The sequence below is a fragment of the Pseudomonas monteilii genome (assembly GCA_001534745.1).
Lineage (GTDB): Bacteria > Pseudomonadota > Gammaproteobacteria > Pseudomonadales > Pseudomonadaceae > Aquipseudomonas > Aquipseudomonas alabamensis.
This window is the reverse complement of sequence record CP013997.1, coordinates 2,993,922-3,017,258: the sequence shown is the minus strand read 5'-3', so window position 1 is coordinate 3,017,258 and position 23,337 is coordinate 2,993,922. Positions and strand designations below refer to the sequence as shown.

At 68.4% G+C, this 23,337-nt stretch carries 3 protein-coding genes; all 3 read left to right on the top strand.

Annotated elements, in window-relative coordinates; all coding sequences use genetic code 11:
• Window positions 1-206: 206 nt before the first annotated feature.
• Window positions 207-2,000, top strand: coding sequence for an ABC transporter ATP-binding protein (locus tag APT63_12845; GenBank protein AMA46432.1), 1,794 nt, complete (start codon window positions 207-209; stop codon window positions 1,998-2,000).
• Between the two features lie 199 nt (window positions 2,001-2,199).
• Window positions 2,200-3,795 carry a chemotaxis protein gene (locus tag APT63_12840; protein AMA47895.1) on the top strand — a complete coding sequence of 532 codons (1,596 nt, stop codon included), beginning with the start codon at window positions 2,200-2,202 and terminating at the stop codon, window positions 3,793-3,795.
• 934 nt (window positions 3,796-4,729) lie between these two features.
• Window positions 4,730-23,329: a hypothetical protein gene (locus APT63_12835; protein AMA46431.1), complete on the top strand. Its 18,600-nt coding sequence runs from the start codon at window positions 4,730-4,732 to the stop codon at window positions 23,327-23,329.
• The last annotated feature ends 8 nt before the right edge of the window (window positions 23,330-23,337 follow it).

Here is a 23,337-nt window from a genome sequence, read left to right as displayed (position 1 = left end):
GTGACAGCGTCGACATGACCGACGACCTCAGTGCAACAGAATCGCGGTCCAAACGCCAGAGTCCTTTTAGAACGAAGGGTTATAGGCATGGAGGCCATTGGCCTGTCCCTGCTGCGTCCGTGAAGTGGGACGCGCGCCGGACCGCCAGGGTTCCCACCGATCGTCGCGATGATAGTCTTCACCTTTCGCTCTCACAGGCCCGCCCCATGCGCTCACCGCTGTCTTCCCCGCAACGTCAGGCCCTGCGCCTGGCCTGGCGCTTCGTCCGTCCCTACCGTACGCGCCTGCTGCTGGCCCTGTTGGCCCTGGTGGTGACCGCCGGTGTCACCCTGTCCTTGGGGCAAGGGATCCGGTTGCTGGTCGACCAGGGATTCATGACCCGCTCGCCGCACCTGCTCAACCAGTCCATTGGTGTGTTCATGGGCCTGGTGCTGGCCTTGGCCCTCGGCACCTTCAGCCGCTTCTACCTGGTCTCGTGGATCGGCGAGCGTTGCGTGGCCGACCTGCGCCGTGCGGTGTTCGATCACCTGCTGAGCCTGCATCCCGGCTTTTTCGAGGACAATCGCAGCGCCGAGATCCAGTCGCGGCTGACCACCGACACCACGCTGTTGCAGTCGGTGATCGGCTCCTCCCTGTCGATGTTCCTGCGCAACCTGCTGATGGTGATCGGCGGCATCGTCCTGCTATTCGTCACCAACCCCAAGCTCACCAGCATCGTGGTCGCCGCCTTGCCCCTGGTGCTGGCGCCGATCCTGCTGTTCGGCCGCAGCGTGCGCCGGCTGTCGCGCCAGAGCCAGGACCGGGTCGCCGACGTCGGCAGCTACGTGGCCGAAACCCTGGGCCAGATCAAGACCGTGCAGGCTTACAACCACCAAGCCTGCGACCGCCAGCGTTTCGCCGACACGGTGGAGGCTGCCTTCGACGTCGCCCGGCGCCGTATCGCCCAGCGTGCCTGGCTGATCACCCTGGTCATCGGACTGGTGCTCGGCGCGGTCGGGGTGATGCTCTGGGTCGGCGGCATGGACGTGATCGCCGGGCGCATCTCCAGCGGTGAACTGGCGGCCTTCGTCTTCTACAGCCTGATCGTCGGCAGCGCCTTTGGCACCTTGAGCGAGGTGATCGGCGAGCTGCAACGCGCCGCCGGGGCCGCCGAGCGCATCGCCGAGCTGCTCGCCGCCCGCAGCCAGATCCTGCCACCGGCCTCTCCTGCGCCCATACCCGCAGGACGCGCCACCGGCCGGGTCGAGTTGCAGGACGTTCATTTCGCCTACCCGTCGCGTCCCGGCGTCGCGGCGCTGGACGGTCTGGACCTGTGCATCGAGCCCGGCCAGACGGTGGCGCTGGTCGGCCCGTCGGGCGCCGGCAAGTCGACCCTGTTCGACCTGTTGCTGCGTTTCTACGACCCCCAGCGGGGCGTCATCCGCCTCGATAGCCAAGCCATCGACACGCTGGACCCGGCCATGCTGCGCCGTCAGTTCGCCCTGGTCGCGCAGCAACCTGCGCTGTTTCGCGGCAGCGTCGAGGACAACCTGCGCTACGCCAGGCCCGACGCCCGCCAGGCCGACGTCGAAGCGGCCGCCCGTGGCGCCCATGCCCACGACTTCATCCTGCGCTTGCCCGACGGTTACCAGACCCTGCTGGGCGACGGTGGCACTGGTCTGTCCGGCGGCCAGCGTCAGCGCCTGGCGATCGCCCGCGCCTTGCTGGCCGACGCACCGATCCTGCTCCTGGACGAGGCGACCAGCGCGCTGGATGCCCAGAGCGAACACCTGATCCAGCAAGCGTTGCCTTCGCTCATGGCAGGGCGCACCACCCTGGTGATCGCCCATCGCCTGGCCACGGTGCAGCATGCCGACCGTATCGCCGTCATGGACCAGGGTCGCGTGGTCGCCATCGGCACCCACCGTCAGTTGCTCGACAGCAGCCCGTTGTATGCCCGGCTGGCGGCCTTGCAGTTCGGTCAGTCGGCAGGCGATGTAGGACAAATCTTTAATCTGTAACAAATTTGTCGCATTGGCTTGAGAGCATTCGCCTCGGCTGTCGTGCATACCCCGCAAAGACCGTTTGCCCAAAGCGGTCCACCTGCGCTGAAGACAGGCATGCCGCGGTACAAGGACGTTCGCGGTACGTCTGCCCGCGGTATGCGCTGCTTTCCCCGTCCTTGTTCCGAGAGCGACTGTCTTGCGTAAATCCCTGCGTGTGCAATTTCTCACCCTGCTGGGCGGTAGCCTGGCGGCGATGCTGCTGATCGCCATGGTCTGCTTCCAGTTCCTGTCCGCCAGCGTGCGCGACTACGGCGAGCTGATCGACGGCCCCTTACGCGAATCGCAACTGATCGACGAAGCCAACCTCCAGTTCAAGATTCAGGTCCAGGAATGGAAGAACGTGCTGTTGCGCGGTCGTGAACCCGCCGAACTCGACAAGTACTGGCAGCAGTTCCAGGCACGCGAGCAGCAGGTGCAACAGCTGCTCGGCCAACTGATCGCGGGGGGCGATGCGGAGCTGCGTGACCCGCTGACCCAGCTCAAGCAAAGCCATCAGCAGTTGGGCGAGGCCTACGCGCGCGGACGGCAAGCCTTCCTTGCCGCTGGCGGTGACCCACGCGCGGGCGATCTGGCGGTCAAGGGCGTGGATCGCGCGGCCAGCGAGCAGATGAGCGCCCTGGTCGAGCGACTGCGCGGGGAGGCCCGTGAACAGGCCCAAGGCATCAATGCACGCGCTGAGCGCACCGTCATGGTGGGCGTGCTGGTCATGCTGGCCTCGGCGCTGCTGGTCGGTGTGTTGAGCCTATGGCTGCTCAATCGCACGCTGATCGCACCGATCCGCGTGCTGATCGACTACGTCGCCCAGCTCAGCCAAGGCCGTTTCGCCGCACGGGTCGCTGACGGTCGCCAGGACGAACTGGGTCGCCTGGCCGTCGCCGCCAACACGTTGCGCGACTTTCTGGCCGACACCATCGGCAGCCTCAAGCGCAACACCGTGGAACTGGAAACCGCCAGCGACCAATTGCGCGGCGTGGCCGGTGACATGGCGCTCGGCACCCATGATCAGTTCCAGCGTACCGACCAGGTCGCCACCGCCATGCATGAAATGTCCGCCACGGCGCAGGACGTGGCCCGCCATGCGGCGGATGCGGCCCAGGCGGCCGATGAGGCCGACCACAATGCCCAGGCTGGCGAGCGGGTGATGCAGACCACCATCGACCTGATCGAGCAGGTCAACCGTGAAATCGCCGGCACTGCCGAGGTGATTCGCCATCTGGAAAGCGACAGCACGCGCATCGGCAAGGTGCTGGAGGTGATTCGCGGCATCGCCGAGCAGACCAACCTGCTGGCGCTCAATGCCGCCATCGAAGCGGCCCGTGCCGGTGAGGCCGGCCGCGGGTTCGCCGTGGTCGCGGACGAGGTGCGCAGCCTGGCCCAGCGCACGGCGGCTTCGATCGCCGAAATCCACCAGATCATCGAAGCCGTGCAGTGCGGCGCGGTCGACGCCGTCAAGGCCATCGAGAGCGGCCAGCAACGCAGTGAAGCCGGGGCAGGGCAGGTAGTCGAGGCGGGCCGGATGCTGCAACGCATCACCACATCGGTGGAAGCGATCCGCGACATGAACCGGCAGATCGCCACGGCGGCCGAAGAGCAGACCAGCGTGGCCGACGACATCTCGCGCAACCTGGTGGAAATCACCCGGATCGCCACGGACAACCAGCAGGCCGTGCAGCAGACCGAGCAGGCCGGGCAACGCTTGCATGCCCTGTCCGGGCAGCTGGGCACGCTCACGGCTCGGTTGAGTGCATGAGGTAGTGGCGAATGGCAAGTTGGAGAGCGGAGCCACAGGTGCATGGCTGAGGGCTAGGCAGGGCTGGTTTTGTGGGTCTTTCAGACCAAATCGCAGCCGGTTCGGTGCCCCGGCAGGGACCCACAGGGTAGCGTCGCCATCGTGCCGACACCTGCTTGAAATGCGTACCTGTGGGAGCTGGCTTGCCAGCGATAGCGCCTGTGCATTCACCCCAGGGCTGGCAGGCCAGTGTTCAATCTGGCGGCCATGTGTCGGGTTTGCCACCGCTATCGCGGGCAAGCCCGCTCCCACAGGTGGCGTTGCCATCGTGCTGCTGCCTGCTTGAAATGCATACCTGTGGGAGCTGGCTTGCCAGCGATAGGGCCTGTGCATTCGCCCCAGGGCTAGCAGGCCAGTGTTCAATCTGTCGGCCATGTGTCGTATTTGCCACCGCTATCGCGGGCAAGCCCGCACACAGGTGGCGGCGCCATCGTGCTGCTGCCTGCTTGAAATGCCTACCTGTGGGAGCTGGCTTGCCAGCGATAGGGCCTGTGCATTCACCTCAGGGCTGCCAGGCCAGCGCTCGATGTGTCGGCCATGTGTCGGTTTTGCCATCGCTATCGCGGGCAAGCCCGCTCCCACAGGTGACGGCGCCATCGTGCTGCTGCCTGCTTGTAATGGGTATCTGTGGGAGCTGGCTTGCCAGCGATAGGGCCTGTGCATTCACCCCAGGGCTGGCAGGCCAGTGTTCAATCCTGTCGATCATGTGTCGGGTTTGCCATCGCTATCACTGGCAAGCCCGCTCCCACAGGTGACCGCGATAGCCTGCAACGCCGTGGTGCGGCTACGGGCGCAGGGGCGACCCCTGCCGAAGCCCCGCTAATTTTCCCCCACCTGATTCCGTTTCGTAGGGATACCTCCGGGTCCCCCGATCACCTGCAACGGAAATCAGTCGATGAACGCCGAAAAGTCCCTCCAACTCGCCAGCCGCTTCATCGAGCTTCCTGAGGACAAACGCCGGCTGTTCCTCGAGCGGTTGCGTGGCGAGGGGATCGACTTTGCCCAGTTCCCGATCCCGGCGAACGTCCAGGCGCCCGATCGCCAGGCGTTGTCCTACGCCCAGCAGCGCATGTGGGTACTCTGGCAAATGGACCGGCACAGTGGCGCCTACAACCTGCCCGGCGCAGTGCGGCTCGACGGGCCGCTGGATCGGGCAGCGCTGGAGCAGGCGTTCACGACCTTGCTCGCGCGGCACCAGAGCCTGGGCATGGTGTTCCGCCAGCAGGCCGATGAGCGGCCCGTGCAAGTCGAAGGAGGGGCGGCTGCGCCGATCGAGGTGACCGACCTGCGGCATCTGGCGCCTGCGGACCAGGAGCGCGAGGTGCAGGCGAGCGTCGAAGCCGAATCGTTGAAGCCGTTCGACCTGGCGCAGGGCCCGCTGCTGCGCATTCGTCTGTTGCAGCTGGACGCGCAGGCGCACGTGCTGCTGTTGACCTTGCACCACATCGTCTCCGACGGCTGGTCGATGACCGTGCTGATCGACGAGTTCAGCCGCTGCTATGACGCGTTCGCCCAGGGCGAGCAGCCGCAGCTGCCGGCCCTGCCGATCCAGTACGTGGACTATGCCCTGTGGCAGCGGCGCTGGCTCGAAGCCGGGGAGCTTGAGCGTCAGCTGACCTACTGGCAGGCGCAGCTGGGCGACGAACAGCCGGTGCTCGAACTGCCCCTAGACCACCCTCGGGCCGCTGCACCGAGCGGGCGCGGCAGCCGTCATGCCTTTACGGTCGAGGCCGCGTTGGCCGAGCAGGTGCGTCGCTTCGCGCGTCAGCACACCGTGACCCCGTTCATGGTGCTGCTGGGCGCGTTCGGCCTGTTGCTGCAACGCTACACCGGCCAAACCGACCTGCGCGTCGGTAGCCCGGTGGCCAACCGCAACCGCGCTGAAGTCGAGGGGCTGATCGGCCTGTTCGTCAACACCCAGGTGCTGCGCCTGCAACCCGATACCCAGCACGACGGGCTGACCTACCTGCAGGCCCTGAGCGACACCGTCCTGGGTGCCCAGGCCCACCAGGACCTGCCGTTCGAACGCCTGCTCGAGGCGCTCAAGGTCGAGCGCAGCCTCAGTCATGCGCCGCTGTTCCAGGTGATGTACAACCACCAGCCGCACGTGGCCGACCTGACGGCAGTCACCCTGGCCTCGGGGCTGAAGCTGTCGCACCTGGCCTGGCGCAGCCGCACCACCCAGTTCGACCTGAGCCTGGACACCTTCGAGCAGGGCGGCGCGCTGCAGGCGGCGTTCACCTACGCCAGCGACCTGTTCGAGGCCTCCACCATCGAAGCCATGGCCCGGCACTGGCAGACGCTGTTGCGCGCGCTGGTGGAACAGCCCGAAGCACCGCTGTGGCAACTGCCGATGCTCGATGCCTCGACCCGCGCCACCGTGCTGGACACCTGGAACGACACTGCCCGCGAGTACCCCGGCCCGAGCGGTGTCCACCAGTTGTTCGAGGCACAGGCCCGGCGCACGCCGGACGCACCCGCCCTGGTCTTCGGCGAGACGACCCTCAGCTACGCTCAGCTCGACGCCCGCGCCAACCGCCTCGCGCACCATCTGCGCAGTCAGGGCGCCGACACCGACACGTTGGTCGGCATCAGCGTGCAGCGCAGCGTGGACATGGTCGTGGGCTTGCTGGCCATCCTCAAGGCGGGCGCCGCCTATGTGCCGCTGGACCCGGACTACCCGGCCGAACGCCTGGCCTACATGGTCGAAAACAGCGGCATCGGCCTGCTGCTGACCCACCAGGCCGTGCAGGCCACCCTGCCGACGCTGCCGGGCGTCCAATGCCTGACCCTCGACACGCTGGCGCTGGACGACCAGCCCGAGCATGCGCCCGAGGTGCGCATCGATCCGCGTCAGCTGGCCTACGTGATCTACACCTCAGGCTCCACCGGCCGGCCGAAGGGCGCAGGCAACAGCCACGAGGCGTTGGCCAACCGCCTGCACTGGATGCAGGACGCTTACCGCCTGGACGCCAGCGACACCGTGCTGCAGAAAACCCCGTTCAGCTTCGACGTCTCGGTCTGGGAATTCTTCTGGCCGCTGATGACCGGCGCACGCCTGGCCATGGCCGCCCCCGGCGAGCACCGTGACCCGGCGCGCCTGATCGAGACCCTCGGTCGCTACCAGGTCAGCACGCTGCACTTCGTGCCGTCGATGCTCCAGGCGTTCATCCATGAACCTGGGGTAGAGGCATGCCACAGCCTGCGGCGCATCGTCTGCAGCGGCGAGGCCCTGCCGGTGGAGGCCCAGGCGCAGGTCTTCGCCAAGCTGCCGAAGGCCGCGCTGTACAACCTCTATGGCCCAACCGAAGCGGCCATCGACGTCACCCACTGGACCTGCATCGAGGAAGGCCGTGACAGCGTACCGATCGGTGTGCCGATCGCCAACCTGCGCACCTACGTGCTCGATGCGGGGCTCGAACCGGTCGCGCCGGGCGTGTCCGGCGAGCTGTACCTGGGCGGGATCGGGCTGGCCCGCGGTTATCACCGCCGTCCGGGGCTGACCGCCGAACGCTTCGTCGCCGACCCCTTCGTGGCCGGCCAACGGCTCTACCGCACCGGCGACCGGGTGCGTCAGCGGGCAGATGGCGTGATCGAGTACCTGGGCCGCTTCGACCACCAGGTGAAGATCCGCGGCCTGCGCATCGAACTGGGCGAGATCGAAGCGCGCCTGGTACAGCAGGCCGGGGTGCGTGAAGCGGTGGTGCTGGCCTTGGACGGCAAGCAACTGGTGGCCTACCTGGTGCTCGACGGGCAACCCGACGGCTGGCAACAGACGCTCAAGGACGGGCTGGCGCAGGCGCTGCCCGAGTTCATGGTGCCCAGCCACCTGATCGCGCTGGAGCGCTGGCCGCTGACCCCCAACGGCAAGCTCGACCGCAAGGCCTTGCCACGGCCGGACGCCACCCCGCGCAGCCGCTTCGAGGCCCCGGAAACCGCCACGCAACAGACGCTGGCGGCGATCTGGCGCGAGGTGCTGGGCGTGCCCGAGGTCGGCCTGGAGGACAATTTCTTCGAGCTGGGCGGCGACTCTATCATCGCCATCCAGGTGGTCAGCCGTGCCCGACGCGAAGGGTTGCAGTTCAGCCCGCGCGACCTGTTCCAGTTCCAGACCCTGCGTCGCCTGGCCAGCGCGGCCGGACATCCGTCTACCCACACCGTCGAGCAGGCGCCCGCCACGGGCCCGGTGACGCTGAGCCCGGTGCAGCGCCACTTCTTCGAGCAGGCCATCCCGGCGCGTCACCACTGGAACCAGTCGGTGCTGCTGCGCGCGCGCCAGCCCCTGCAACCCCAGGCACTGCTGGCCACCCTGACTGATGTGGTCAACCACCATGACGCCCTGCGGCTGCGCTTCACTGCCTCGGCCGAGGGCTGGTCCCAGCACTATGGCCAGACCGGCGAGTGCCTCGATCTCTGGCAGCGCCAGGCCACCGACAGCGCCGACCTGACGCGCCTGTGCGACGAGGCCCAGCGCAGCCTCGACCTGCAGCAGGGGCCCTTGCTGCGTGCGTTGCTGGTGGGCCTGCCCGATGGCGAACAACGCCTGCTGCTGGTCATCCACCATTTGGCGGTCGATGGCGTGTCGTGGCGCATCCTGCTCGACGACCTCGAGCAGGCCTATGCCCAGCACCAGGCTGGCCAAGCCACGGCCCTGCCGGCCCGCACCAGCAGCTACCAGGCCTGGACGGCTCGGTTGGTCGAGTGGCTGCCGACGGCGCTCGCGCAGTTGCCTTACTGGCAAGCACAACAGGTCGAAGACACGTTGCCCTGCGACCGACCGGGGGCGATCGCGACCCAGCGGCAGGCGGCCAAGGTGGCCTCGCGCCTGTCACCCGAGACGACGCGGCAGTTGTTGCAGGCGGCGCCGGCAGCCTATCGCACCCAGGTCAACGACCTCCTGCTGACCGCCCTGGCACGGGTCCTGTGCCGCTGGAGCGGTTCCCAGGCGGCCTTGCTGCAACTGGAAGGGCACGGGCGCGAAGACCTGTTCGACGGCCTCGACCTGACCCGCAGCGTCGGCTGGTTCACCAGCCTGTACCCGGTCCGGTTGCAGCCCCAGGCAGGGCTCGGCGAGTCGATCAAGGCGATCAAGGAACAACTGCGCGCCGTGCCTGACAAAGGGCTTGGCTATGGCGTACTGCGCTACCTGAGCGATGTGGCGACCCAGGCGGCGCTGGCCGCGCTTCCGGCGCCACGGGTCACCTTCAACTACCTCGGCCAGTTCGACGGCCAGTTCGATGACGCCGCCGTGCTCACGCCAGCCCACGAGCAGGGCGGCCACGGGCAGGACCTGGACGCACCGCTGGCCAACTGGCTGACCGTGGAAGGCCAGGTGTACCAGGGCGAGCTGACCTTGCAGTGGGGCTACAGCCGCGACCAGTTCGACACCGACACGGTCCAGGCCCTGGCCGACGCCTACGCTCAGGAACTCGATGCCCTGGTCGCCCATTGCCTGGCGGTGCCGGCCGGGCAGCCGTCACCGGCAGACTTCCCGCTGGCTCGGCTCAACCAGGCGCAGCTCGACGGCCTGCCGATGCCAGGACCTTCCATCGAAGACCTGTACCCGCTGTCGCCCATGCAGCAGGGCTTGTTCTTCCACGCGCTCTACGACACCCAAGACGGTGCCTACATCAATCAGCTGCGCCTGGACATCGGCGGGCTGGACCTGGCGCGCTTCCGGCAGGCCTGGGAGGCAGCCTGCGCGCGCCACGAGATCCTGCGCAGCAGCATTCACTGGCAAGGCCTGGACAGCGCGCACCAGGTCGTCCACCGTGCGTTGGCATTGCCCCTGCAGGTCATCGACACGCCCACGGCCGACCTCGATGCCCTGGCCGAGGCCGAGCGCACGCGTGGCGTCGACCTGAGCTGCGCACCGCTGTGGCGCCTGCTGCTGGCGCGCACCGGGCCGGACGACTGGCAACTGATCTACACCAGCCACCACATCCTGCTCGACGGCTGGAGCAACGCCCAGCTGCTGGCCGAGGTGATCGGGCACTACGCCGGCGAGCGGCCCGCAGCGCCCCAGGGGCGTTTCCGGGACTACCTGGGCTGGCTGGCGCAGCAGGCGACCGACGCGGCCGAGCGCTTCTGGACGCCTCGACTGAGCGCGCTGCCAGGCCCGACCCTGCTGGCCCAGGCGCTGCGTCGCCCCGACGTGGCAGCCGGCGAGGGGCACTATCTGGCGCACATCGACACGCCGCAGACCGAGGCGCTGGAGCGCTTCGCCCGTCAGCACAAGGTCACCCTCAACACCCTATTCCAGGCGGCCTGGGGCCTGCTCCTGCAACGCCTGACCGGCCAGTCCTGCGTGGCCTTCGGCGCCACGGTGTCGGGGCGCTCGGCGCCGCTGCCCGGCATCGAGGACCAGCTGGGCCTGTTCATCAACACCTTGCCGGTGCTGGTCGATGCCGGGCCGCAGCGCACGGTGCAGGCGTACCTGGAAGACGTCCAGGCCTTCAACCTCGAGCTGCGCGAGTTCGAGCACGTGCCGCTCTACACCGTGCAAGGCTGGGCCGGGCACCAGGGCACGGCGCTGTTCGACAGCCTGCTGGTGTTCGAGAACTTCCCGGTGGCCGAGGCGCTGCGCCAAGGGGCGCCGGCCGGCCTGCGCTTCGGCACGGTCCACAACCACGAGCGCACCCACTATCCGCTGACCCTGGGCATCGAGCGCGGGGCGGGCGTGCGCCTGGAATTCAGCTATGACCCGGCTGCGTTCGAAGCGGCCCAGGTGCGTCAGCTGAGCGCCAGCCTGCTGCACCTGCTGGCCCGGATGGCCCAGGCGCCCGACGCCGCCGTCGGCACCCTCGACCTGCTGGACGCCCCGACGCACGCCAGCGTGCTCGCCGCCAGCCAAGGCCCTGCGGTGACGCCTTGCGGCACCGGCCTGGTCCACGCGCGCATCACCGCCCAGGCCCAGCGTCGGCCCGAGGCATTGGCGGTGCGCTGTGGCGAGGTCCGCCTGAGCTACGGCGACCTGGAGCGCCAGGCCAACCAGCTGGCCCATCGACTGATCGCCGAGGGCGTGCGCCCCGGTCAGCGGGTCGGCCTGGCCCTGCGTCGCGGGCCGCGGCTGATCGTCAGCCTGCTGGCGGTGCTCAAGAGCGGCGCGGCGTACGTGCCCCTGGATGCCCAGTACCCCCGTGAACGCCTGGCCTACATGGTCGAGGACAGCGGCCTGGACCTGCTGCTCTGCGACGACGGCCTGCTCACCGACCTGGCACGCCCGGCAGGCGTACCGCGCCTGGAACTGACGCCGTTGTGCGAGGCCGCCTCGACGCTGCCCGAGCAGGCGCCACAGGTGGCGTTCGACGCCGACCACCTGGCCTACATCATCTACACCTCCGGCTCCACCGGGCGACCCAAGGGCGTGGCGATCAGCCATGCGGCGCTGTGTGCGTTCACCGACAGCGCGACCGCCTATTCACGCCTGGTCGAAGACGACCGTGTGCTGCAGTTCGCCACCTTCAGTTTCGATGGCTTCGTCGAGCAGTGCTATCCGCCCCTGTGCGAAGGCGCCGCGTTGATCATGCGTGACGAGACGCTGTGGGACGTCGAGCACCTGGCCCAGGTGATCGTCGAGCAGCAGGTGACCCTGGCGGACTTGCCGGCCGCCTACTGGCACCTGCTCGCCAACGCCTGCGCGGCCACGCCAGGCCAGGGGCTCGGGCGCCTGCGCCAGGTCCACGTGGGGGGCGAGGCGATGTCGGTCGAAGGCCTGCGCCTGTGGCACGCCGCCGGCCTGGGGGCGATCCGCCTGGTCAACACCTATGGCCCGACCGAGGCCACGGTGGTCTCGAGCGTGCATGACTGCCGCCTGGAGGACGCCCATGACGGCCACGGCATCCCCATCGGGCAGGCCATCGCCGGCCGCTCGCTCTACGTGCTCGACCCGGCCGGTGCGTTGTCACCGCCCGACGCCGTCGGCGAGCTGTGCATCGCCGCGCCCCACGGCCTGGCCCAGCAGTACGTGAACCGCCCGGCGCTTACCGCCGAACGTTTCCTGCCCGACCCCTATGCCCAGGTGCCAGGGGCGCGGCTGTACCGCAGCGGCGACCTGGCGCGCTACACCCGCGCAGGCGTGCTGGAGTACGTCGGGCGCATCGACCACCAGGTGAAGATCCGCGGTCTGCGCATCGAGATCGGCGAGATCGAAGCCTGCCTGCACGGGCTGGCGGCCGTTCGCGAAGCCGCCGTATTGGCCCTGGCCAGCCCCACCGGCCCTCAGCTGGTGGCCTACCTCACTGCCGTCCAGCCGCAGCCGGATGCCTCGTGGCTGGACGCCGTGCGCGCCGCCCTGCGCCAGGCGCTGCCCGACTACATGGTCCCGGCCCACTGGCAGGTGCTGGACCAGCTGCCGCTGAACGGCAACGGCAAGCTCGACCGCGCCGCCTTGCCCGTCCCGGACTTCGGCGCCAGCCTGCGTGCCTACCAGGCGCCTCGCACGGCCTTGCAGACCCGCCTGGCGACGCTCTGGGCGCAGGTGCTGCAGGTCGAGCCGATCGGCTTGGCCGACGATTTCTTCGAGCGTGGCGGGCACTCGCTGCTGGCCACGCAACTGATCGCACGGATTCGCCAGACCCTGGCCCTGGACGTGCCCTTGCGCGCGCTGTTCGCGCACCCGACCCTGGCCGCCTTCGCCGAGGTGTGTGCGGCCCTGGTGCCTGGGGCGACGTCCGTCATTCCGGTCCTGCCACGTACACCCGCGATGGCCGTGTCCTACGCCCAGGAACGCCAGTGGTTCCTCTGGCGCCTGGACCCGGACAGCGCCGCCTACAACGTGCCCCTGGCGCTGCGCATCGACGGGCCGCTGGACCTGGTGGCGTTGCAGGGCGCGTTCGACCGGGTGGTCGCGCGTCACGAACCGCTGCGCACCACCTTCAGCGACGAAGCAGGGTCGCTGTGCCAGCGCATCCAGCCTGCCCTGGTGCTGCCGCTGGAAGTCGAACGGGCGCCGAACGCAGACCAGGACACCGTATCGGCCTGGGTCGATGCCCAGGTGCGGCAGCCCTTCGACCTGGTGAACGGGCCTCTGCTGCGCGTGCGCCTGCTGACGCTGGACACCCACACCCACGTGCTGGTGATCGTGCAGCACCACATCATCGCCGACGGCGCCTCCATGGGCGTGTTGATCGATGAGCTGCTGCAGGGGTACCACGGCCTGGATGCCGCGCCGCTGAGCGTGCAGTACGCCGACTATGCGGCCTGGCAACGCCAGTGGCTCGACGGCGGCGAACGACAGCGGCAGCTGGACTACTGGGTCGAACGCCTGGGCGGCGAGCAGCCGGTGCTGGCGCTGCCGTTCGACCGGGCGCGCCCGGCCACGCGTCGCCTGCGCGGCGCACGCCTGGACGTGGCCCTGCCGCCCGCGCTGGGCGATGCCCTGCGCCAGTTGGCCCAGGCCCAGGACGTGACCCTGTTCATGGTGCTGCTGGCGGCGTTCCAGACGCTGCTGCACCGCTACAGCGGGCAGTCCGACATCCGTGTCGGGGTGCCGGTGGCCAACCGTACCCGCGCCGAGACCGAGCGCCTGATCGGCTTCTTCGTCAACACCCAGGTGTTGAGCGCCGAGGTCGATCCGCGCCTGCCGTTCGAGACGCTGCTGCAACAGACCCGCCAGACGGCGCTCGACGCCCAGGCCCACCAGGACCTGCCGTTCGAGCAACTGGTCGAGGCCCTGGCCCCCGAACGCAACCTCAGCCACAGCCCCCTGTTCCAGGTGCTGTTCAACCACCAGGCCCGTGAGCGTCAGACCCGCGAATGGGGCGACCTGCGTCTTTCACCGTTGACCTGGGACAGTGGCAGTGCGCAGTTCGACCTGGTGCTGGACACCTGCGAGACCGAGCAGAGCCTGGTGGCCTCGCTGGCCTACGACCGTGATCTGTTCGACCGGCCGACCATCGAACGTTTGGCGGCGCACTTCACCACGTTGTTGCAAGGGATCGTCGCTCGACCGGATCGGGCCGTGGCCGAGCTGCCGTTGCTCGATGCTGGCGAGCGTGAGCGGACCCTGGTGCAGTGGAACGACACCGCGGTCGCTTACCCGCTGGACAGCAGCGTTCAGCAACTGATCGAAGCGCAGGTGCAGCGTACGCCTGACGCCGAAGCGTTGGTGTTTGGCGGGACGCGCTTGAGTTATGCGCAGCTCAATGAGCGTGCTAATCGCTTGGCGCATCGTTTGATCGAACTGGGTGTCGGTCCTGATGTGCTGGTCGGCATCGCCGCCGAGCGCAGCGTGGAGATGGTTGTAGGGTTGCTGGCCATTCTCAAGGCCGGTGGTGCTTACGTGCCGCTGGATCCCGAGTACCCGCAGGACCGTCTGCGCTACATGCTGGAAGACAGTGGCGTGAACTTGCTGCTGACCCAAAGTCATCTGGGTTTGCCGGTGGGTGAGGGCGTGCAGACGCTGGCGCTGGATCTGGAATCAGGCAGTGAGTGCAGTCACGACCCGCACGTGGCCGTGCACCCTGAAAACCTGGCTTATGTGATCTACACCTCCGGCTCCACGGGGCGCCCGAAAGGGGCGGGCAACCGTCACTCGGCACTGGTCAACCGCCTGTGCTGGATGCAGGAGGCCTATGGCCTGTCGGCAGCCGACACGGTGCTGCAAAAGACCCCGTTCAGCTTCGACGTGTCGGTCTGGGAGTTCTTCTGGCCGTTGATGACTGGCGCACGGTTGGTCGTGGCGGCTCCGGGCGATCATCGCGACCCGGCACGCCTGATCGAGCTGATCACCGCCGAACAGGTCAGCACATTGCACTTTGTACCGTCGATGCTGCAGGCCTTCATGCAGGACCTGAACGTCTCGAGTTGCACCAGCCTCAGGCGCATCGTGTGCAGCGGCGAGGCCTTGCCGGTCGATGCCCAGCAGCAGGTCTTCGCCAAGCTGCCGGGTGCCTCGCTGTACAACCTCTACGGCCCGACCGAAGCGGCCATCGACGTGACCCACTGGACCTGCCGCGACGAAGGCCGCGACAGCGTGCCGATCGGCCAGCCTATCGCCAACCTGGCCTGCTACGTTCTCGATGCCGAGCTGCAACCGGTACCGGTGGGTGTGCTGGGCGAGCTGTACCTGGCCGGCGAAGGTTTAGCGCGCGGCTACCACCGTCGTCCGAGCCTGACCGCCGAACGCTTCGTGGTCAGCCCTTATGGCACTGGCGAGCGCCTGTACCGCACCGGCGACCTGGCCCGCCAACGCCTCGATGGTGTCATCGAGTACGCCGGGCGCATCGACCATCAGGTCAAACTGCGCGGCTTGCGCATCGAACTGGGCGAGATCGAGGCACGCCTACTGGAACACGCCTCGGTGCGTGAAGCCGTGGTAACGGTGCCCGATGGCAAGCAACTGGTCGGCTACGTGGTCCTCGAGCAGGAAGCCGAAGGCTGGCAGGCCGAGCTGGCCCAGCACCTGAACCACGGCCTGCCGGATTACATGGTGCCGAACCAATGGCTGGCCCTGGAGCGCCTGCCGCTGTCCCCCAACGGCAAACTCGACCGCAAGGCACTGCCCGCCGTGGACAGCGCACGCCTGGCGCCCACCTACGTGGCCCCGCAGAACGCGCGGCAGCGACAGGTGGCCGCGATCTGGGCCGAGGTCCTGCACCACGCGCCGGTCGGCCTGACCGACCACTTCTTCGCCCTGGGCGGTCACTCCCTGCTGGCGACCCAGGTGTTCTCGCGCCTGCGCGAGCTGGGCATCGACGCACCGCTCAAGACCCTGTTCGAGCACCCGACCCTGGAGCGCTTCGTCGCCGCCTTGCCGCAGGCCGCCGCGACCTCGCACGCACCGGCCTTGCAACCGGTATCGCGTGACGCGCCGCTGGCGCTTTCCTATGCCCAACAGCGCCAGTGGTTCCTCTGGCAGATGAACCCCGACAGCAGTGCCTACCACCTGCCCATCGCGCTGCGCCTGCGCGGTGCCTTGAACCTCGAGGCCCTGCAGCACAGCGTCGACGCGCTGGTCGAGCGCCATGAGACCCTGCGCACCTGCTTCCTCGACCAGGCCGGCGAGATCGTCCAGCACATCGAGGCGCCATGCCGCCTGCCGATCGTGCCGCGCTACCTGTCCGACCCGGCAGCGCTCGACGCCTGCATCGCCGAGGAAATCCACCGGCCCTTCGACCTGACCCAGGGGCCTTTGCTGCGCGTACGGCTGCTGTGCCTCGGCGACGAGGACCACGTGCTGGTGCTGACCCAGCATCACATCGTCTCGGACGCCGTGTCCCTGCACCTGATGGTCGCCGAACTGGTCGATGGCTATGCCAGGGCCTGCCAGGGCGATGCCACGCGCCTGCCGGCGCTGGCCGTGCAGTATGCCGACTATGCCCAGTGGCAGCGGCAATGGATGGCAGCGGGCGAGCGCGAGCGGCAACTGGCCTATTGGGTCGAGCAGCTCGGCGGCGAGCAGACCGTGCTGGCCTTGCCCCTGGACCGCCCCCGCCCGGCCGAGCAGAGCTACCGGGGCGCCCAGCTCGACCTGCGCGTGCCCGACACGCTGGCCGCGTCCTTGCGCGCCTTGGCCGAGCGTCACGACGTGACCCTGTTCATGCTGTTGCTGGCCGCGTTTCAGGCCCTGCTGCAACGCTACACCGGGCAGACCGACATCCGCGTCGGCGTCCCGGTCGGCAACCGTAACCGGGTCGAGACCGAAGCGCTGATCGGCTTCTTCGTCAACACCCAGGTGCTGCGCGCCGAGGTCGATCCACGGCAGCCGTTCGAAGCGCTGCTGCAACAGGTCCGCCACACCGCGCTGGACGCCCAGGCGCACCAGGACCTGCCGTTCGAGCAGCTGGTCGAGGCCCTGGCACCGACGCGCAGCCTGAGCCACAGCCCGTTGTTCCAGGTGATGTTCAACCATCAGGCCGCGACGCCGGAACGCGTGCGCACCGTGCCCGGCCTCAGGGTCGAAACGGTGGCCTGGACGAACGACACCACGCAGTTCGACCTGAGCCTGGAGACGGTCGAGACATCGCAAGGGCTGGGCGCGTCGCTGATCTACGCCACCGACCTGTTCGACGCGTGCACCATCGCGCGGTTGGGCGCGCACTGGCTGACGCTGTTGCACGGTATCGTCGAGCAGCCGGGGCGGGCGGTGGCCGAGCTGCCGTTGCTCGATGCTGACGAGCGTGAGCGTGCGCTGGTGCAGTGGAACGATACGACGGTCGCCTACCCGCTGGACGGGAGCGTTCAGCAACTGATCGAAGCGCAGGTGCAGCGCACGCCTGACGCCGAAGCATTGGTGTTTGGCGGGACGCGCCTGAGCTATGCGCAGCTCAACGAGCGTGCCAACCGCCTGGCGCATCGCCTGATCGAGCTGGGTGTCGGACCGGACGTGCTGGTGGGCATCGCCGCCGAGCGCAGCGTGGAGATGGTGGTGGGCCTGCTGGCCATTCTCAAGGCCGGGGGCGCCTACGTGCCGCTGGATCCTGAGTACCCGCAGGACCGTCTGCGCTACATGCTGGAAGATAGCGGCGTGAGCCTGCTGTTGACTCAGAGCCATCTGGATTTGCCGGTGGGCGAGGGCTTGCAGACGTTGGCGCTGGATGTGGAATCAGGTAGTGAGTGCAGTCACGATCCTTGCGTGGCCGTGCATTCTGAAAGCCTGGCCTACGTCATCTACACCTCCGGCTCCACGGGCCGTCCGAAAGGGGCGGGCAACCGTCACTCGGCACTGGTCAACCGCCTGTGCTGGATGCAGGAGGCCTATGGCCTGTCGGCAGATGACACGGTGCTGCAAAAGACCCCGTTCAGCTTCGACGTGTCGGTCTGGGAGTTCTTCTGGCCGCTGATGACCGGTGCACGCCTGGTGGTCGCCATGCCAGGCGATCACCGCGACCCGGCACGTCTGATCGAGCTGATCACCGCCGAACAGGTCAGTACGCTGCACTTCGTACCGTCGATGCTGCAGGCTTTCATGCAGGACCTGAACGTCTCGCGCTGCACCGGCCTCAAGCGCATCGTGTGCAGCGGCGAGGCATTGCCGGTCGATGCCCAGCAGCAGGTCTTCGCCAAGCTGCCAGGCGCCTCGCTGTACAACCTCTACGGCCCGACCGAAGCGGCCATCGACGTGACCCACTGGACCTGCCGCGACGAGGGCCGCGACAGCGTGCCCATCGGCCAGCCCATCGCCAACCTGGCCTGCTACGTCCTCGACGCCGAGCTGCAACCGGTGCCAGTGGGCGTTCTGGGCGAGCTGTACCTGGCCGGCGAAGGTTTGGCGCGCGGCTACCACCGTCGTCCGAGCCTGACCGCCGAACGCTTCGTGGTCAGCCCCTACGGCACCGGCGAGCGCCTGTACCGCACCGGCGACCTGGCACGCCAACGTCCGGACGGCGTGATCGAATATGCCGGCCGCATCGACCATCAGGTCAAACTGCGCGGCCTGCGCATCGAACTGGGCGAGATCGAGGCACGCCTGCTGGAACACGCCTCGGTGCGTGAAGCCGTGGTAACCGTGCCGGACGGCAAGCAACTGGTCGGCTACGTGGTCCTCGAGCAGGAAGTCGAAGGCTGGCAGGCCGAGCTGGCCCAGCACCTGAGCCATGGCCTGCCGGACTACATGGTGCCGAGCCAATGGCTGGCCCTGGACCACCTGCCGCTGTCCCCCAACGGCAAGCTCGACCGTAAGGCGCTGCCGACGGTAAGCGCTGAGGCCAGGCAGGGGCGCTACGAGGCCCCGACCACCCGCAACGAGCAGCGCCTGGCCGCCCTCTGGGCCGAGGTACTGCACCTGGAGCGCGTGGGTGTCAGCGACAACTTCTTCGAGCTGGGCGGCGACTCCATCGTCTCCATGCAGGTGGTCGGTCGCGCGCGGCAACAAGGCCTGCACTTCACGCCCAAGGCCTTGTTCCAGCACCAGACGGTACGCAGCCTGGCGGCGGTACTGCAGGACGGCGAAACGACGGTGCTGGCCGAGCAGGGCCCGGTCGTGGGCAGCGTGCCGTTGTTGCCCTTCCAGCGCTGGTTCGTCGAGCGCGCCATGCCCGAACCGGCGCACTGGAACCAGTCGTTGCTGCTGCGCGCCCATGCGCCGCTCGACGCCGATGCCCTGAATCAGGCGTTATTGGCGCTGTATACCCATCACGATGCCCTGCGCCTGCGTTTCACTGCCGACGCCGCCGAGCACGGCCCGCTGCACCCGGCGCAACCGCTGCTGACACGCACCACGGCCACTGATGCCGCCGCCATCGAAGCGGCCTGCGAGGCGGCTCAGCGCAGCCTGGATCTGGCCAAAGGCCCGCTGCTGCGTGCGCTGCTGATCGACGTCGCCGACGGCTCGCAACGTGTGTTGCTGGTGATCCACCACCTGGTGGTGGACGGCGTGTCCTGGCGCATCCTGCTCGACGATCTGGACACGACCTACCGCCAGGCGCTGGCCGGGCAAGCCCTCGTGCTGCCGCCCAAGACCACCCCCTTCAAGACCTGGGCCGAACGCCTGCATGGGCACGCGGCCCAGCTGGACGGCGAGCTGGACTACTGGACACGTCAGCTCGACGGCGCCCCGGTTGATCTGCCTGAAGTCGATCTGACCGGTTCCTTGGAAAACCGCCATCGCCACAGCGTGCAGGCCCACCTGAACGCCGACCTGACCCGCCAACTGCTGCAACAGGCCCCGGCCGCCTACCGCACCCAGGTCAACGACCTGCTGCTGACGGCCCTGGCCCGCGTGGTCTGCCGCTGGAGCGGCACCGAGTCGGCACTGATCGAACTCGAAGGCCACGGCCGTGAAGACCTGTTCGACGACGTCGACCTGAGCCGTACGGTGGGCTGGTTCACCAGCGCCTACCCGGTGCGTCTGACCCCGTCCGGCGAGCTGGGCGATTCGATCAAGCAGGTCAAGGAGCAATTGCGCGGCGTGCCGCACAAGGGCATCGGCTTCGGCCTGCTGCGCTACCTGGGCAACGAAGACGCACGCCAGGCCCTGGCGCAGCTGCCGAGCCCCCGCATCACCTTCAACTACCTGGGCCAGCTGGACGGCCAGTTCGACGGCGATGCACTGCTCTCGCCGGCAACCGAAAGCGCTGGCGAAGAGCAAAGTCCACGGGCGCCGCTGGGCAACTGGCTGGTGCTCAACGGCCAGGTCTACGGCGGCGAACTGAGCCTGGCGTTCAGCTTCAGCGCGCAGATGTTCGCCCCGGCGACCATCGAGCGCCTGGCGCGGGCCTACGAGGCCGAGCTGACGGCGCTGATCGCCCATTGCGACAAGCCTCGCGGGCTGACGCCGTCGGACGTGCCGCTGGCGGGCCTGAGCCAGGCGCAGCTGGATGCGCTGCCGCTGGACCTGACTCAGGTGGACGATCTCTACCCACTGTCGCCGATGCAACAAGGCATGCTGTTCCACGCCAACTTCACCGACGGCGAGGGCGCATACATCAACCAGCTGCAGGTGGAGGTGCAGGGGCTCGACCCGGCCCGCTTCGCCTCGGCCTGGCAGGCGGCCGTCCAGGCCCACGACAGCCTGCGCTGCCTCTTCCTCTGGCCCGCCGACCAGGCCACGCCCGTGCAGGTGGTGCAGCGCGAGGTGCGCGTTCCGTTCAGTGAGCTGGACTGGCGGCGCCGCGACGATCACGCGCAGGCGATCGCGGCCCTGGCCGCCGAGGAGCGTCGTCGCGGTTTCGATGTGGCCCAGGCGCCGTTGCTGCGCCTGGTGCTGGTGCGCCTCGACGAGACCCGTCACGTGCTGCTCTACACCAGCCATCACATCCTAATGGACGGCTGGAGCAACGCCCAGCTGCTGGGCGAGGTGCTGCAACGCTATGCCGGCACGCTGCCGGTGCAGGCATCGGGACGCTTCGGCGACTACATCGCCTGGCTGCAGCGCCAGGACCGCACAACCAGCGAAACCTTCTGGCGGGGGCAGTTGGCCGTGCTCGACGAGCCGACCCGCCTGGCCAGCACCTGCCAGCACCTGGGCGGTGTCGGTCACGCCGAGCACGACACGCAGATCGATGCGCCCACCACCGCGCGGCTGAGCCGGTTCGCCCGCGACTGCAAGGTGACCGTCAACACCCTGGTACAGGGCGCCTGGGCCCTGGTGCTGCACCGTCGCCTCGGCCAGCGCCATGTCGTGTTCGGTGCCACCGTGGCCGGACGTCCGGCCGAGCTGAACGGCATCGAGCAGCAGATCGGGCTGTTCATCAACACCTTGCCGGTGATCGTGCCCGTCGAGGCAGGCCAGCGCCTGGGGGCGTGGCTGGCAGGGGTGCAGGCGCTCAACCTGAGCCTGCGCGAGCATGAACACACACCGTTGTTCGACATCCAGCGCTGGGCCGGGCAGGGCGGCGACGCCTTGTTCGACAGCCTGCTGGTGTTCGAGAACTACCCCGTGGCCGAAGCGCTGCAACAGGGGTCGTCGACGGGGCTGCGCTTCGGGCCGGTCAACACCCACGAGCAAAGCAACTACCCACTGACCGTGGTGGTGGGGCTGGAAGCCCAGCTGTCGCTACGCTACAGCTACGACCGCCTGGCCTTCAGCGCGGCCATCGTCGAGCAGCTCGGCGAGCAGGTGCGCCACGTGCTGATGCAGATGCTGGCGGGCGGTCGCGAGGCGTCGATCGACACCGTGGCGCTGCTCGATGCCGAGCACCGTCAGGCGGCGCTGTCGGCGTGGAATACGGCGCCTGCGGTCTTCACACCCGAGCAGCCGCTGCACCGGGTGATCGAAGCTCAGGTCGCCCGCGCCCCAGAGGCAATAGCGCTGGTCTTCGAGGGCGAGTCCCTGAGCTACGGCGACCTGAACCGCCGTGCCAACCGCCTGGCCCATGCGCTCATCGCCCAGGGCGTCGGGCCGGACATGCGGGTCGGCCTGGCCGCGCCGCGCACCCCGGCGATGGTCGTCGGCCTGCTGGCCATTCTCAAGGCCGGCGGCGCCTACGTGCCGCTGGACCCGGCTTACCCTGCCGAGCGCCTGCAGTACATGATCGAGGACAGTTGCCTGACGCTGCTGCTGGGCCAGGGTGAGCTTGGCCTGACTCTGGCCGAAGGCGTGCAGACGCTGGACCTGGACGGCGACTACACCGGCTTCGCCGAGCACGACCCGGCAGTGGCGGTGGACCTCGACCAGTTGGCCTACGTCATCTACACCTCCGGCTCCACCGGTCAGCCCAAAGGCACGCTGCTGGCCCACCGCAACGTGCTGCGCCTGTTCCAGGCCACCGACGCCTGGTTCGGCTTCGGGCCCGAGGACTACTGGACGCTGTTCCACTCCTACGCCTTCGATTTCTCGGTGTGGGAGCTGTTCGGCGCCTTGCTGCACGGCGGGCGCCTGGTGATCGTGCCGCAGGAGGTCAGCCGCTCGCCGGAAGCCTTCTACCAACTGCTCTGCGAACAGCGGGTGACGGTGCTCAACCAGACCCCGTCGGCCTTCCGCCAGTTGATGCAGGTGGCCTGCGCCGAGGGCCAGCGCACCGACCAGCACCTGCGTCACGTGGTGTTCGGCGGCGAGGCCCTGGAGGTCGGCACCCTGGCGCCGTGGTTCGAGCGCTTCGGCGACCAGGCCCCACGCCTGGTGAACATGTACGGCATCACCGAAACCACCGTGCACGTCACCTACCGGCCCTTGTCGAAGGCCGACCTGGCGCAGGGCGCCTCGAGCCCGATCGGCGTGCCGATTCCGGACCAGCGCCTGTACGTACTCGACGCCGAACTGAACCCGGTCGCTCCAGGCTGCATCGGCGAGCTGTACGTCGGCGGTGAAGGCCTGGCCCGGGGCTACTTGGGCCGCGCCGGCCTGAGCGCCACACGCTTCGTCGCCGACCCGTTCGGCGAGGCGGGCGCACGGCTGTACCGCAGTGGCGACCTGGCCCGCTGGCGCGCCGATGGGGTGGTCGAGTACGTCGGCCGCCTGGACCACCAGGTGAAGATCCGCGGTTTCCGCATCGAACTGGGTGAAATCCAGGCACGCCTGCAAGCCCTGCCGCAGGTACGCGAGGCAGTGGTGCTGGCCCAGGACGGGCCGAGCGGGGCGCAACTGGTGGGTTACGTGGTGCCCCATGCGCCGGTGCAGGACATCGCCGCCTGGCGCGAGGCGCTCAAGGCCGGCCTGCGCGACGATTTGCCCGAGTACATGGTGCCGGCGCACCTGCTGCTGCTCGAACGCCTGCCGCTGACCGCCAACGGCAAGCTGGACCGCCGCGCCTTGCCGGCAGCGGACGCCAGCCTGCTGCAACAGGCCTACGTGGCGCCGCACAGCGACCTGCAGCGTCAGGTGGCCGGCATCTGGGCGCAGGTGCTGGAACTCGAGCGGGTCGGCCTGGGTGACAACTTCTTCGAGCTGGGCGGGCATTCGCTGCTGGCCACCCAGGTGGTGGTGCGCCTGCGCGAGGCGCTGGGCCACGACGTACCGGTCAAGACCCTGTTCCTGGCCGCGGACCTGGCGGCGTTCTGCGACGCCGTGCAGGCCCTGCGCCCGGCGCTCGATCCCCTGCACGATGTTTTGGCTAAATCCTTGGAGGACCTCAATCGTTTAACTGCCGATGATCTCGAAAAACTGATTTCCTAGTGAGGGCA

Bases quoted from the DNA above. Each gene is read 5' to 3' on its own strand.
- APT63_12835 (AMA46431.1), top strand. From the start codon at position 4,730: ATGAACGCCGAAAAGTCCCTCCAACTCGCCAGCCGCTTCATCGAGCTT.
- APT63_12845 (AMA46432.1), top strand. From the start codon at position 207: ATGCGCTCACCGCTGTCTTCCCCGCAACGTCAGGCCCTGCGCCTGGCC.